Annotated in this window: 13 protein-coding genes and 1 pseudogene; 5 read left to right on the top strand and 9 right to left on the bottom strand. The window is 63.0% G+C overall.

The window, feature by feature from the left end; genetic code table 11:
- Positions 1 to 234 (bottom strand): flagellar basal body rod C-terminal domain-containing protein, encoded by a 234-nt coding sequence (locus tag E5E97_RS05665; RefSeq protein WP_011704305.1) that lies wholly within the window; start codon positions 232 to 234, stop codon positions 1 to 3.
- A gap of 71 nt (positions 235 to 305) precedes the next feature.
- Positions 306 to 1,070: a pimeloyl-ACP methyl ester esterase BioH gene (gene bioH / locus E5E97_RS05660; protein WP_118882094.1), complete on the bottom strand. Its 765-nt coding sequence runs from the start codon at positions 1,068 to 1,070 to the stop codon at positions 306 to 308.
- 37 nt (positions 1,071 to 1,107) lie between these two features.
- Between bioH and E5E97_RS23745 the strand changes: the two are divergent.
- Positions 1,108 to 1,835, top strand: a pseudogene (locus tag E5E97_RS23745) (ComF family protein).
- 80 nt (positions 1,836 to 1,915) lie between these two features.
- Complete coding sequence (gene nfuA, locus E5E97_RS05645; RefSeq protein WP_011704302.1) at positions 1,916 to 2,494, top strand: Fe-S biogenesis protein NfuA; 579 nt, start codon at positions 1,916 to 1,918, stop codon at positions 2,492 to 2,494.
- A gap of 83 nt (positions 2,495 to 2,577) precedes the next feature.
- Here nfuA and gpsA read toward each other — a convergent pair whose 3' ends face one another.
- From gpsA to E5E97_RS05630, 3 genes are read right to left on the bottom strand one after another with little or no spacing between them, the layout of a single operon-like run.
- The gene (gene gpsA, locus E5E97_RS05640) at positions 2,578 to 3,582 is read right to left on the bottom strand and encodes an NAD(P)H-dependent glycerol-3-phosphate dehydrogenase (RefSeq protein ID WP_039215255.1); all 1,005 of its coding nucleotides are present in this window, start codon (positions 3,580 to 3,582) and stop codon (positions 2,578 to 2,580) included.
- 2 nt (positions 3,583 to 3,584) lie between these two features.
- Complete coding sequence (gene secB, locus E5E97_RS05635; protein ID WP_011704300.1) at positions 3,585 to 4,055, bottom strand: protein-export chaperone SecB; 471 nt, start codon at positions 4,053 to 4,055, stop codon at positions 3,585 to 3,587.
- Between the two features lie 47 nt (positions 4,056 to 4,102).
- Positions 4,103 to 4,534, bottom strand: a complete 432-nt coding sequence (locus tag E5E97_RS05630; RefSeq protein ID WP_005307875.1) for a rhodanese-like domain-containing protein — start codon at positions 4,532 to 4,534, stop codon at positions 4,103 to 4,105.
- A 325-nt stretch (positions 4,535 to 4,859) separates the two neighbouring features.
- Between E5E97_RS05630 and gpmM the strand changes: the two genes are divergently transcribed.
- Together gpmM and envC are read left to right on the top strand one after the other, a co-directional pair.
- On the top strand, positions 4,860 to 6,389 hold the full coding sequence (gene gpmM, locus E5E97_RS05625; RefSeq protein WP_162902064.1) for a 2,3-bisphosphoglycerate-independent phosphoglycerate mutase: 1,530 nt from the start codon (positions 4,860 to 4,862) through the stop codon (positions 6,387 to 6,389).
- Positions 6,390 to 6,398: 9 nt separating this feature from the next.
- The gene (envC, locus tag E5E97_RS05620) at positions 6,399 to 7,748 is read left to right on the top strand and encodes a murein hydrolase activator EnvC (RefSeq protein ID WP_113995361.1); all 1,350 of its coding nucleotides are present in this window, start codon (positions 6,399 to 6,401) and stop codon (positions 7,746 to 7,748) included.
- Between the two features lie 121 nt (positions 7,749 to 7,869).
- On the opposite strand, the gene E5E97_RS05615 is transcribed toward envC, so the two are convergent.
- Positions 7,870 to 8,520: a Qnr family pentapeptide repeat protein gene (locus tag E5E97_RS05615; RefSeq protein WP_024944680.1), complete on the bottom strand. Its 651-nt coding sequence runs from the start codon at positions 8,518 to 8,520 to the stop codon at positions 7,870 to 7,872.
- A 90-nt stretch (positions 8,521 to 8,610) separates the two neighbouring features.
- On the opposite strand from E5E97_RS05615, the gene E5E97_RS05610 reads away from it, so the two are divergent.
- Positions 8,611 to 9,618, top strand: a complete 1,008-nt coding sequence (locus E5E97_RS05610; protein WP_076362580.1) for a substrate-binding domain-containing protein — start codon at positions 8,611 to 8,613, stop codon at positions 9,616 to 9,618.
- 97 nt (positions 9,619 to 9,715) lie between these two features.
- Here E5E97_RS05610 and E5E97_RS05605 read toward each other — a convergent pair whose 3' ends face one another.
- The 3 genes from E5E97_RS05605 to E5E97_RS05595 are packed head-to-tail and all read right to left on the bottom strand — an operon-like array spanning position 9,716 to position 12,680.
- Positions 9,716 to 10,357: a bifunctional 4-hydroxy-2-oxoglutarate aldolase/2-dehydro-3-deoxy-phosphogluconate aldolase gene (locus E5E97_RS05605; protein WP_102989663.1), complete on the bottom strand. Its 642-nt coding sequence runs from the start codon at positions 10,355 to 10,357 to the stop codon at positions 9,716 to 9,718.
- A 20-nt stretch (positions 10,358 to 10,377) separates the two neighbouring features.
- Entirely contained in the window at positions 10,378 to 12,174 is a 1,797-nt protein-coding gene (gene edd / locus E5E97_RS05600; protein WP_118882097.1) for a phosphogluconate dehydratase, read from the bottom strand.
- Positions 12,171 to 12,680 (bottom strand): gluconokinase, encoded by a 510-nt coding sequence (locus tag E5E97_RS05595; protein ID WP_118882098.1) that lies wholly within the window; start codon positions 12,678 to 12,680, stop codon positions 12,171 to 12,173. Before E5E97_RS05595 ends, edd begins: the two co-directional genes overlap by 4 nt.
- Positions 12,681 to 12,858 lie beyond the last annotated feature (178 nt).

The following is a 12,858-nucleotide window of genomic DNA, read 5'->3' as shown; positions in this document are numbered from 1 at the left end:
TCACACCCGGATGTCGATCAGGGTTCCCATCATGTCGCTGGCGGTCTGGATCACCTTGGCAGAAGCACCGGCCTGCACCTCGGCACTCTTGAGGTTCACCAGTTCTTCGGGCAACTGCACCTTGTCACCGCTCGGGGTATTGAGCCTGGCGATCTGGCTGGACGCCTTGTCGGCGATCTGCTCCGCACGCTGAAAGCCTTGCACACCGCTGTTCAATGCTGAATCTATACGCATGACAACTCTCCTCTGACACTGGATTAATTATCCGCCACGCCAGAGGATTAATGAAGCAAATTGGCTATTTTTCAACCTACAAAATGTTCAATGATTTCAATGAACTGTTGTGGATGGGAAATAAAGGGTGCATGTGAGGCCTTTTCCAGCACCACACTGCGGCTGCTTGGGTAACGCTCGTCCAGCAGAGGGATGGACGCCTTGGGCACCAGCGAATCCAGCCGACCGTAGACTCGCAGCCAAGGCAGGCTCAATGGTGTCAGCTCATCGCGCAGATCGACCTCGGCCAGCAAGCCGAGTCCGGCCTCCAGCGCGGCCAGCTGTGGAGCGGGCCGCTCCGCCAGCCAGTGGCGCAACTGGCGGATGTCGTCCCTGGCGTGTTCGCTGCCCATGGCCTGGATCGCCAGGAAGCGTTCTATGGTCTGCTTGAAGTCCCCTGCCAGCATCTGGTTGAAACCGGCAAGTACCTTGGGGGCGATCCCTAGCCATTCGTCACGGGCCATGAAACAGGGGGAGCTGGCCACCGTGATGAGGGAGTGCAGTCGCTCGGGATGGCTCAAGGCCAACTGGCAGGCCACCAGGCCACCGAGGGACCACCCCAGCAAATGGCACTGCTCCGGCAGGATGGCTGCCACCTCTTCAGCCAGCCAGGGCAGACTGTACTCCACCTCACCTGCCAGCGGACTGTTGCCAAAGCCGGGCAGATCCACCAGATGGACGCGATAGCGAGACGCCAGGGCCGGCACAATGCCATGCCAGACCGCGCCATTCATTCCCCATCCGTGCAACAGCACCAGATCGGGCCCCTGACCAAACCGCTCAACCGACACGCTCATCTAGACTCAGATCCTGTTCACTCTAGTTGGGGTCAGCATGTTAAAGCGGTTGCTCGCCAAAGCAAGTCCGATCCTCGGCCGCCATGCCGACTGGCAGGGCAACTGCCTGCTCTGCCAGCAGCCTTGCGATATTGACCCCTTGCTGTGCAGCTGGTGCCGACAGGCCCTGCAGCAAGCTGACCACACCTGCCGCTTGTGTGCGGCCCCCTTGCCGGTATTGCATGAAGAGTGCCTGCCGATCTGCGGTCGTTGCCAGCGCAGGCCGCCGCCATGGGAGCGGCTGCAGGTCATCGGTGACTATCGCCCCCCTACCCCATGCTGATCCCCCGGCTGAAGTATTCCGGCCAGATCCTGCTGGCCCCGCTGCTCGCCCGGCTGCTGGCCGATCATCTGGATCTCAGCGAGCCGCCAGAGGCCATCATTCCAGTGCCGCTGCACTGGTGGCGCCAGTGGTGGCGCGGCTTCAATCAGGCGGAAGAGATAGCCATCGCTCTCAGCGAGCTGATCGGCATTCCTTGTGACAAGCGCCTGCTACGCCGGGTCAGGGCAACCCCGCAGCAGACCAAGCTCAGTGCCAGCCAGCGGCGGCGCAATCTGCGCGGCGCCTTCCAGATCAGGCCCCACGCCTACCAGCATGTGGCGCTGCTCGATGATGTGGTCACCACGGGCGCGACCGCCGGCCATCTCACCCGCTTGCTCCATGAGAGCGGAGTCACAAAGGTGGAAGTGTGGGCCGTCTGTCGTACCCTCAAGCATCTCAAGTAACCATCGGCATGCTACCCAAGCCTTGCCAAGAGAGTTATCATGAATACCCTAGTCGTACACTCAGGTTTATGAGGATAGTGATGATCAGCATTTCCGACACCGCCCAGGCCCATTTCCGTAAACTGCTGGAAAAACAGCCTGATGGCACCAATATCCGGGTGTTTGTGGTCAATCCGGGAACCCAGAATGCCGAGTGCGGTGTATCATATTGCCCACCCGACGCGGTCGATCCGGAAGATCAACACCTGCCCTTCAGCGGCTTCGACTGCCTGGTCGATCCTCTGAGCGCCCCCTTCCTGGTGGATGCCACCATCGATTTCGTCACCGATCAGATGGGCTCCCAGCTCACCCTGAAAGCCCCCAACGCCAAGATGCGCAAAGTGGCCGACGACGCTCCGCTGATCGACCGTATCGAGTACGTGTTGATGTCCGAGGTGAACCCCATGCTGGCCGGTCACGGCGGCAAGGTCACCCTGGTCGAGCTGACCGAGGACAAGCTGGCCATCCTGCAGTTCGGCGGCGGTTGCAACGGTTGCTCCATGGTCGACTACACCCTGAAAGAGGGAATCGAGAAGCAGCTGCTGGAGAAATTCCCGGGCGAGCTCAACGGCGTCAAGGATGCCACCGAGCACCAGCGCGGCGATCACTCCTACTACTGATTTGCTGCTCTTGTCGCAAAGACATGCAGCAAAGAAAAGGCCCCGCCAGCTGGCGGGGCCTTTTGCATTCTGCGGCGGGCGGATCACTCGTCCTTCTTGTCTCGCGACAGCAGGGCGATGGCCGCCTCTTTCGGATTCTTGCCTTCGTACAGCACCTTGAAGATCTGCTCGCAGATGGGCATCTCGACGCCGCAGCGGGCCGCCAGCAGATGCACCTCCTTGGTGTTGCGATAGCCTTCCACTACCTGACCGATCTCGGTCATGGCGGTGTTCACGTCCTTGCCGGCCCCGAGGGCCAGACCGAAGCGCCGGTTACGCGACTGGTTGTCGGTACAGGTCAGCACCAGATCCCCGAGCCCCGCCATCCCCATAAAGGTCTTGGCGTCGGCGCCGAGCGCGGCGCCGAGGCGCTGCATCTCTACCAGGCCCCGGGTGATGAGCGCGGTCCTGGCGTTGGCGCCAAAACCCAGCCCGTCGGAGAGACCGGCACCGATGGCGATGACGTTCTTGACCGCCCCGCCCAGTTGCAGACCGATGAAGTCCGGATTGGTATAGACCCGGAACGAACGGCCACAGTGCAGCAGCAGGGAGAGATCGTCGGCGAAGTCGTCGTGGGTCGACGCCACCGAGATGGCGGTCGGCAGACCGGCGGCCAGCTCCTTGGCGAAGGTAGGGCCGGAGATCACCGCCAGCGGCATCTCGTCACCCAGCACCTCGCGCGCCACGTCTTGCAGCAGACGACCGCTGTCCGGCTCCAGCCCCTTGGTCGCCCAGGCGATACGGGTATCCGGGCGCAGGAAGGGTTTGACCTGGGCCAGCACCTGACCGAACACATGGCTCGGCACCACCAGCAGCAGCACGGGGGCGGCTTGTACCGCCTGTTGCAGATCGGCGGTCAGCTGCAGATCGGCAGGAAAAGGGACATCCGGCAGAAAAGCCTTGTTGCAGCGGTCTTGTTCCAGCTCGGCGACATGGGCAGGGTCGTGGCCCCACAGCAGGGTCGGATGACCGTTGCGCGCCAGAGAAATGGCAAGGGCGGAGCCATAAGACCCCGCCCCCAAGACCGAGATAGCGATCTGGTCGGCCATTATCAGGCTTCCGCAGTCGCCTGCTGGGCCTGTGCCTGCGCCATGTGCTGGGCAAACAGGGCATCGAAGTTGACCGGTGCCAGGTTCAGCTGCGGGAAGGAACCCTTGCTCACCAGGTTGGACACCGCTTCGCGGGCATACGGGAACAGGATGTTCGGGCAGAAGGCAGCCAGGCAATGTGCCAGTTGCGGCTCCGGCAGGTTGCCGATGGTGAAGATACCGGCTTGCTGAACTTCACACAGGAAGGCAGTTTCGGTTTCCAGCTTGCAGGTCACGGTCAGGGTCAGTACCACTTCATAGACGCTGTCGGCCAGGATGTTGGTCTTGGTGTCCATGTCCAGCTTGACGTCCGGCTGCCACTCTTTCTGGAAGATGTGCGGGGTATTCGGCGCTTCGAAGGAGACATCCTTGGTGTAGACGCGCTGGATGTGGAATTCCGGTTGTACTTCCTGGTTGTTGATCTCTTCAGCCATTTTGTTTGATTCCTTTTTATGAAAATAGGTGGGCGCAGGCCCTTAAATCAGCGTTTTTTGGTCACCGGCAGATTCTCTGCACGCCACTGGGCCATGCCACCGCTGAGCACATACACCTGCTTGAAGCCGGCTTTGCTCAATTGGCGACCCGCGCCACCAGCGGTCATCCCCGACTCGCACACCACTATGATGGGGGCATCTTTATGCTTTTCAACCGGGCCCAGATTATTGCTCTGGATCTGGCTGAGCGGCAGGTGCTGGGCACCGGCCAGATGGCCCTTGGCAAACTCTTCCTGACTGCGAATGTCCACCACGGTGGCGTTTTCACGGTTGATCAGCAGGGTTGCGGTGTGGTTGTTCACCGACTTCACCGGAGAAAAACGAGCACGCACCGTGGTGTAAACCAGGGTGCCTGCCAGGCCGAACCAGGCTGCGGTCAGCAGCGGGTTGCGGGCCGCAAAATCCAAATACTCTTGCATCTTCTACTATCCAGGGACCAAGACAAGTGCCCGAGTATACATGGGGACCCAGCCAAGATCAGCCATCTTGGCGGCAAAGCGGGAGCGGGCTCCCACCAGACGGGGACGAGGGAAAGCGGCGGCATAAAAAGTGGTATTCGGCCCGCTAGGGCGAGGATTCGTCGAGTGGTGCGACAAGCCGGCGACAAAGAAGAAACAGCTCGGCAACAGCGTGCGGCCCCCGCCGGACGGGGCTTGGCTATCAGGTGACTATTTCGGCAGATGTAGTAATATTACGCTAGTTTCACTTCCCGCAATTCATTCCTATCCGAGAGGACATAGCCTTATGTCAACAGCTAAGAAACCTTTGGTTCTGGTCATCATGGACGGTTGGGGCTACAGCACCAAGCAAGAGCACAATGCCGTCGCTGCCGCCAAGACTCCCAACCTCGACCGTCTCGCCCGTGACTACACCAGCACCCTGATCTCCGGCTCCGGCCTGGACGTGGGTCTGCCGGATGGTCAGATGGGGAACTCCGAAGTGGGCCACGTCAACATCGGCGCCGGTCGCATCGTCTATCAGGAACTGACCCGCATCTCCAAAGACATCCAGGACGGCGACTTCTTCCAGAACGTCGAGCTGGCTAAGGCGGTCGATGCTGCCGTGACCAAGGGCAAGGCCGTGCACATCATGGGCCTGATGTCCCCGGGTGGCGTGCACAGCCACGAAGAGCACATCATGGGCATGATCGAAATGGCCGCCAAGCGTGGCGCCGAGCAGATCTACTTCCACGCCTTCCTGGATGGCCGTGACGTGCCGCCGCGCTCCGCCCAGTCCTCCATCGAGCAGTTCGATGCCCTGTTCGCCCGTCTGGGCAAGGGACGTTTCGCCTCCATGATCGGCCGTTACTACGCCATGGACCGCGACAACCGCTGGGATCGCGTGCAGCAAGCCTATGACCTGATGACCCAGGGCCAGGGCGAGTTCACCGCCGACAGCGCCAGCGAAGCCCTGGCCGCCGCCTACGCTCGCGACGAGAACGACGAATTCGTCAAAGCCACCCGCATCGGTGCCGCCGCCCCCATGCAGGATGGTGATGCGCTGATCTTCATGAACTTCCGTGCCGACCGTGCCCGCGAGATCACCCGCGCCTTCGTTGACAGCGACTTCACCGGCTTCGCCCGCACCGCCACCCCGGCGCTGAACTTCGTGATGCTGACCGAGTACGCGGCCGACATCAAAACCGCCTGTGCCTACCCGCCGACCGCGCTGGTCAACACCCTGGGTGAATGGCTGGCCAAGCAGGGCAAGACCCAGCTGCGCATCTCCGAAACCGAGAAGTACGCCCACGTCACCTTCTTCTTCAACGGCGGCGAAGAGGCCTGCTTCACTGGCGAAGATCGCGAGATCGTCGCCAGCCCGAAAGTGGCCACCTATGACCTGCAACCGGAGATGAGCTCCGAAGAGCTGACCGACAAGCTGGTCGGCGCCATCAAGAGCGGCAAGTACGACGTCATCATCTGCAACTACCCGAACGGCGACATGGTCGGCCACACCGGCGTGTTCGACGCCGCGGTCAAGGCCTGTGAAGCGGTCGACCACTGCATCGGTCGCGTCACCGATGCGCTGGCCGAAGTGGGTGGCGAGTGCCTGATCACCGCCGACCACGGCAACGCCGAGAAGATGATGGACGAAGAGACCGGTCAGGCGCACACCGCCCACACCAATCTGCCGGTTCCGCTCATCTATTTCGGTCGCAAGGCCGAGGTGGCTGAAGGCGGCAAATTGTCCGATCTGGCCCCCACCATGTTGACCCTGATGGGTCTGCCGGTACCGCCGGAAATGACTGGCAAGCCCCTGATGATTCTGAAATAATCCTTCCCCATGCGGGGATGCGAAGTTATTTCAACCAAAACCAGTCGCGTCGGCCTGTTGGCCGGCGCGCTGTTTTTTTGTCTGTCGTTCGGGCCGGCCACGGCACGGGCTGCCAACCAGCAGCTCGGTGCCATGCAGTCCCAGATCAAGGAACAGCAGCAGACCATCAAGCTCAGCAAGCAGGAGCTGGCCAAGCTCAATACCCAGCTCAAGGCTGATGAGCAGGCCATCTCGGCCGCCGCCGCCAAGCTCGAGCAGACCAAGCAGCAGCTCAGAGAGAACCAGCAAAAGCTGGTGGGGCTGCAGCAGGACAAGCTGGATCTGGAACAGCAGGCCAGCCATCAGAAGCAGTTGCTGGCCAAGCAGGCCGAGAGCGCCTTCACCGCCGGCAACCACGATTACCTCAAACTGCTGCTCAATCAGCAGGATCCGGCCAAACTGAGCCGTTCCCTCGACTATTACGACTACCTCAACAAGGCCCGCATCGAAGCCATCGAGGCGCTGCGTGCCACCCGCACCAAGCTGGCCAAAAACCAGCAGGCCACCAAAGAGACCGAAAGCCGGCTGCAAAGCCTGCTGAGCGAACAGCAGCAACATCACCAGAGCCTGCTGGCCAGCCAGCAGAGCCGCGCCAAGGTGCGCAACCAGCTACAGCAATCGGTACAGGATGACGAACAGAAGCTGAGCAAGCTGGTCAAGGCGGAAAAAACCTTGAAGGCCCGGCTGGAAGAGCTACGCCGCCAGCGAGAAGAGCAGGAACGGCGCGAACGGGCCGAGCGGGAACGCCTCGCCAAGCTGAAGGCGGAGCAGGAGCGGCAGCGCAAGCTGGCAGAGCAGCGCCGTGCCGAGCAACAGCGGCTCGCCGCCCAGCAAAACAAGGCAGCCCAGCAACAGCAGCCGACCGAGGAAGTGGCCAGCAGCAAACCCGAGCGAGGTTCGGGGATCAGCAGCGCCGGCTATTACAGCGGGCTCAAGACCAACGGCAGCCTGCGCTGGCCGGTGCAGGGCCCCATCCTCATCGCCTACGGCTCGCCGCGCACCGCCGAACTGAAGTGGAAAGGCACCCTGATCGGCGCCAGTGAAGGTACCCAGGTCAAGGCGGTGGCCCCGGGCCAGGTGGTCTATGCCGACTGGCTCGATGGCTTCGGCATGCTGCTGGTGATCGATCACGGCCGCGGCTACATGAGCCTCTACGGCCACAACCAGTCGCTGCTGCGCCAGGTGGGCCAGAACGTGGAACAGGGTGAACCGGTGGCGCTGGTCGGCGACAGCGGCGGCCAGGACAGGCCCGGCCTCTACTTCGAGATCCGCTATCAGGGCGAGGCGATCAACCCCACCAAGTGGCTGGCCAAGCGCTGATCACCGCCACCCGGCCGCCAACCTGTCATCCAAAAAAGCCTGCATGATGCAGGCTTTTTTGATCGCCGCCAGCAGCGGGCGTGACGGCAGATGACGAAAACTTACCTCTTTTCCTGCCAGCTCAGGGGAAGACAATCAGCCCGATCTGCTCCAGCAAGGCCTGCTGCTGATCTTCGTTGATCTGCACCCCGTCCAGATTGACTCGCCGCAGATCCAGCCCGGGCAGATCGCACTGGCGCAGGTCACAACCCTGCAGGTTGACGCTGGCCCAGTCTATTTGGCCAAACTCGGAACCGCTGAGATCGGAGCCCGCCAGCGAGGCGCCGAACAGGTTGGCCCCCTGCCAGCGATTGCCGCTCAATTCGCATTGCTCCAGCAGGCACCCTTCGAAATTGGCGTAACTGAAGTTGTTGCCGGTCAGATGGGCCTCGCAGAAGTAGCTCTTGACGGTGATCTGGTTGGCAAAGCTGGCGCGGGAGAAGTTGATCCCCAGCGCCTGACAGTCGCGCAGCTCCAGCCCCAGACATTGGCTTTGGCTGCAGTCGGCCATGGTGAGATCGCAGCGCAGGAAGCTCGCCTCGCGCAGGTCGCAACCCTGCAGCAAACAGCTCAGCTCGCGCTCCCGGTCATAGAAGCTGCAGTCGACGAAGCGGCATTCGGCCAGATCGAGCCAGGAGAAGTTGCAGCCGATGAAACGGCAACCCTGGAACTGCTCCCCCTCCAGGTCTTGCTGCTCGAAGCGCACGCCCTCGAAGCACTTGTCCTTGATCATCCCGCGACTCCCCCTGTTGATGGCGTCATATGCTGACTTTGTTAAACAAAAACGGTAATGTTACGTGTAACATTTCTGCCGGATCCCGAGATGAACGACACCCGCAAGCGCCGCCCCACCCTGCAGGACATAGCCGACCTGACCGGGGTCACCAAGATGACCGTCAGCCGCTACCTGCGCGACCCACAGGCCGTGGCCGAGGGCACCCGCGAGCGGATCGCCGCCGCAGTGGAGGAGCTCGGCTACATCCCCAACCGGGCGCCGGACATTCTCTCCAACGCCACCAGCAAGGCGATCGGCATCCTGATCCCCTCCCTCTCCAACCAGGTCTTCTCCGCCGTGGTGCACGGCATCGAGTCGGTGACCCGGCCCGCCGGCTACCAGACCCTGCTGGCCCACTACGGCTACAGCCCGGATCGGGAAGAGGAGCAGGTCGCTTCCCTGCTCTCCTATCACGTGGATGGGCTGATCCTCTCCGACAGCCAGCACACCGAGCGCACTCGCAAGATGATCGCCACCGCCGGCATCCCGGTGGTGGAGACCATGGATCTGCCGCAGAGCCCCATCGACATGGTGGTCGGCATGGATCACCGGGCAGCCGCCCGGGCCATGGTAACAGAGATGCTGCGCCGGGGCCGACGCAAGCTGGTCTACCTCGGCGCGCGGCTCGACGTGCGCACCCAGCTGCGGATGGAAGGCTACTACCAGGCGATGCAGGATTTCGGCCTGAGCGGCCAGCACCTGCTGACCGAGCAATCCTCCAGCTTCACCCTCGGCGGCCAGCTGCTGGAGCAGGCGCTGGTGCGTTATCCCGATCTGGACGGCCTGTTCTGCACCAACGATGACCTGGCGGTGGGCGCCCTGCTGCAGTGTCAGGCCAAGTGGATACCCGTGCCCCAGCAGATCGCCATCGCCGGCAGCAACGCCCTCGACATCGGCCACGCCATGACCCCCAAGCTGGCCAGTATCGTCACGCCGCGCAAAGAGATCGGCCGTGCGGCCGCCACCATGCTGCTGGCCCGCCTCAACGGCCAGCCGCTGGCCGACACCCAGCTCGACATGGGCTTCTCCCTGTACGAAGGGGACAGCCTGGGCTGAGGCCCAGCTCCCCACCATGCAGCTAAAACAGAGCAGGCCACCCGAGGGTGGCCTGCTTGCTTGGCAAACGGAAGGTCCGGCTCACGCCGGCGTCAAATCAGGATGCGACCAGAGCGACGGCTTCGCGGGAGAGGCGGGTCACCTCTTCCCAGTTACCGTTCTTGACGGCCTCGGCCGGCAGCATCCAGGAGCCACCGACGGTGGCAACGCACTTGAGCGCCAGGTAGTCGGCCACGTTTTTCGGGCCGATGCCGCCGGTGGGGCAGAACTTCACCTGGGGCAGCGGCGCGGCGATGGCGGCCAGCGCCTTGGTGCCGCCGTTCGCTTCGGCCGGGAAGAACTTCAGATGGTCATAGCCTGCTTCCAGCGCCTGCATCACCTCGGACGGGGTGGCCACGCCCGGGATCAGCGGCGCCGTGCTGTTGGCCGCGTGGGCCAGCAGGGCCGGGGTCATCCCCGGGGAGATGACGAAGCGGGCACCGGCAGCCACGGCGGCATCAAACTGCGCGCAGTTGAGCACGGTACCGGCACCGACCATGGCATCCGGCATCGCCTTGGCGATGAGGGCGATGGCCTCCAGCGCCACCGGGGTGCGCAGGGTGATCTCGAACACCGAGATGCCGCCGTCCAGCAGCGCCTTGGCCATCGGCAGGGCCTGATCCAGCTCGTTGATAACCATCACGGGTACCAGCGGGGAGGCGGCAAACACCTCGGCCGGGGTCACTTTCCAGTTCTGCATAGCTCTTCCTTAGTCAGCTCTTAATCAAAGATGGTGGCGCCGCACTCGGCGCTCGATACCGCGCGACGCATCACGCTGAACAGTTCACGGCCCCACCCCTCTTGTTCCAGGGTGAGGTCGATCTCGGCCTGGGGTCGGCCACTCAAATCGGTCAGGCAGTCGAGGCTGCCGTTTACCGCGTCCACCCGCAGCAGGTCGCCATCGGCAAGCAGACCGATGGCCCCGCCATGCAGCGCTTCCGGGGTGACGTGGATGGCGGCAGGGATCTTGCCGGAGGCACCGGAGAGACGGCCGTCGGTGACCAGCGCCACCTTGTAACCGGCTTTTTGCAGGTTGCCGAGCACCGGCATCAGCTTGTGCAGCTCCGGCATGCCATTGGCGGCCGGGCCATTGTGGCGCACCACGATGACGGCATCCTGATTGAGATCGCCCGCCTTGTAGGCCGCCTCCACCGCGTGCTGGGAGGAGAAGACCCGCGCCGGGGCTTCAATCACCCGATACTCGGGGGCGACGGCGGAGACCTTGACCACGGCGCGGCCCAGATTGCCTGCCAGCAGCTTGGTGCCGCCGGTGGCCTGGAATACGCTGCCGGAGGGGGACAATACGCTCGCATCGCCGCTCTCACCCACCGGCTGCCATACCAGCTGGCCATCCACCAGTGCCGGACGGCTGAGGTAATCCTGCATCTCGCCAAACACCGGGGTGGCGTCCAGGTGGATCAGCCCTTCTTGCGCCAGACGGCGCATCAGGCCGGGCACGCCGCCCGCCTGTTCGAAGGCGTTGACGTCGGCCGGGCCGTTCGGGTACATGCGCACCAACAGCGGCACCACGTCGGAGAGATCGCTCAAGTCGTCCCAGGTCAGCTCCAGCCCGGCGGCGCGGGCCAGCGCCACCATGTGGATGCTGTGGTTGGTGCTGCCGCCGGAGGCGAGCAGGGCCACCAGCCCGTTGACCAGGGCGCGCTCGTCGATCACCGCACTCAGGGGGCGATAGGCCGGGGAGCCCGGGATCATGGCACTGATGCGGCGGGCCGCTTCCTCGGTGAGGGCGTGGCGCAGCTCGCTGTGCGGATGCACGAAGGCGGAGCCCGGCAGCATCAGGCCCATGGCTTCGAACACCAGCTGGTTGGTGTTGGCGGTGCCGTAGAAGGTGCAGGTGCCCGCCGCGTGGTAGGCGCCGCACTCCATCTGCAGCAGGGCGTCGCGGCCCACTTCACCGGCAGCGTACTGCTGGCGCACCTTCACCTTCTCGTCGTTGCTGATGCCGCTCGCCATCGGGCCGGCAGGCACGAAGGCGGTGGGCAGGTGGGCGTGGGAAAGCGCCCCCATGATCTGGCCCGGCGCTATCTTGTCGCAGATGCCGAGCAGCAGGGTGGCGTCGAAGGTGTTGTGGGAGAGGGAGACCGCGGTGGCCTGGGCGATGAGGTCCCGGGAGAAGAGGGACATGTCCATCCCCGGCTGACCCTGGGTCACGCCGTCGCACATGGCGGGCACGCCGCCGGCCACCTGGGCGCTGTGGCCGAGCTCCGCCAGGGCGGCCTTGATGATGTCCGGATAGCCCTGATAGGGCTGATGGGCGCTCAGCATGTCGTTGTAGGCGGTGACGATGCCGACGTTGGCGCGGGTCATGTCGAGGATGCGCCCCTTCTCGTCACAGCTGGAGGCGGCCACGGCGTGGGCCAGGTTGCCACAGGCCAGCGCGGCGCGGGTCTTGCCCTGATCGGCCTGACGCTGGATGCGGGCCATAAAGGCCTGGCGACGGGCGGCACTGCGCTCGCGGATGCGGGCAGTGACGTCGGAAATTACCTGATGAATCATTGGGCTTGCTCCAATGCTGTGACGGCGCGGTCAACCACCTGTTCGAAGGTGCCGTCGATATCGATGTGGAATACACCGGCTTCGCCGTCCGGGCGCTCCAGGGTATCGAACTGACTTTGTACCATGCTTTCGCGCATGAAGTGGCCCTTGCGGGCCCGCATCCGCTCGAGGATCAGCGGCTGGCTGCCGTCGAGGAAGAGGAAGCTGACCGACTCGTTGCCTTCACGGATCTGGTCGCGATACTGCTTCTTGAGGGCCGAGCAGACGATGACGCCCACCTCGTTCTTCTGCTCCAGGCTGTAGGCCGCGTCGCGGATCCGCTCCAGCCAGGGGGCGCGATCCTCATCGTTGAGCGGGTTGCCGCCAGCCATCTTCTGAATGTTGGTCCTGGGGTGCAGATCATCACCGTCGATGAACTTGGCGCCCAGCACGCTAGCCACCTTGAGGCCCACGCTGGACTTGCCGCTACCACATACACCCATCACGATAATGCTCTTACCCGCCATTGTTTGACCTCTATCTCATTTTTCAAAAAACGTGCTGCCGATGGGTTCTAACTTAGCACGTTACCGGTAACATGTTACCGGTAACAACAAGAATTGTGAAGTCTGCCACAGACTGAGCGCACTCATAGTCACCTGGGCAATCGAGTTTGAGCCCTGGCCATAAATCTAAATAAATCAT

The organism is Aeromonas sp. 2692-1 (genome assembly GCF_013085505.1).
GTDB classification, from domain to species: Bacteria; Pseudomonadota; Gammaproteobacteria; order Enterobacterales; family Aeromonadaceae; genus Aeromonas; species Aeromonas hydrophila.
The sequence above is the reverse complement of the archived record's forward strand: the minus strand, read 5'-3'. Positions and strand labels throughout refer to the sequence as shown.

Bases quoted from the DNA above. Each gene is read 5' to 3' on its own strand.
- E5E97_RS05665 (WP_011704305.1), bottom strand. From the start codon at position 234: ATGCGTATAGATTCAGCATTGAACAGCGGTGTGCAAGGCTTTCAGCGT.
- bioH (WP_118882094.1), bottom strand. From the start codon at position 1,070: ATGAGCGTGTCGGTTGAGCGGTTTGGTCAGGGGCCCGATCTGGTGCTG.
- nfuA (WP_011704302.1), top strand. From the start codon at position 1,916: ATGATCAGCATTTCCGACACCGCCCAGGCCCATTTCCGTAAACTGCTG.
- gpsA (WP_039215255.1), bottom strand. From the start codon at position 3,582: ATGGCCGACCAGATCGCTATCTCGGTCTTGGGGGCGGGGTCTTATGGC.
- secB (WP_011704300.1), bottom strand. From the start codon at position 4,055: ATGGCTGAAGAGATCAACAACCAGGAAGTACAACCGGAATTCCACATC.
- E5E97_RS05630 (WP_005307875.1), bottom strand. From the start codon at position 4,534: ATGCAAGAGTATTTGGATTTTGCGGCCCGCAACCCGCTGCTGACCGCA.
- gpmM (WP_162902064.1), top strand. From the start codon at position 4,860: ATGTCAACAGCTAAGAAACCTTTGGTTCTGGTCATCATGGACGGTTGG.
- envC (WP_113995361.1), top strand. From the start codon at position 6,399: ATGCGGGGATGCGAAGTTATTTCAACCAAAACCAGTCGCGTCGGCCTG.
- E5E97_RS05615 (WP_024944680.1), bottom strand. From the start codon at position 8,520: ATGATCAAGGACAAGTGCTTCGAGGGCGTGCGCTTCGAGCAGCAAGAC.
- E5E97_RS05610 (WP_076362580.1), top strand. From the start codon at position 8,611: ATGAACGACACCCGCAAGCGCCGCCCCACCCTGCAGGACATAGCCGAC.
- E5E97_RS05605 (WP_102989663.1), bottom strand. From the start codon at position 10,357: ATGCAGAACTGGAAAGTGACCCCGGCCGAGGTGTTTGCCGCCTCCCCG.
- edd (WP_118882097.1), bottom strand. From the start codon at position 12,174: ATGATTCATCAGGTAATTTCCGACGTCACTGCCCGCATCCGCGAGCGC.
- E5E97_RS05595 (WP_118882098.1), bottom strand. From the start codon at position 12,680: ATGGCGGGTAAGAGCATTATCGTGATGGGTGTATGTGGTAGCGGCAAG.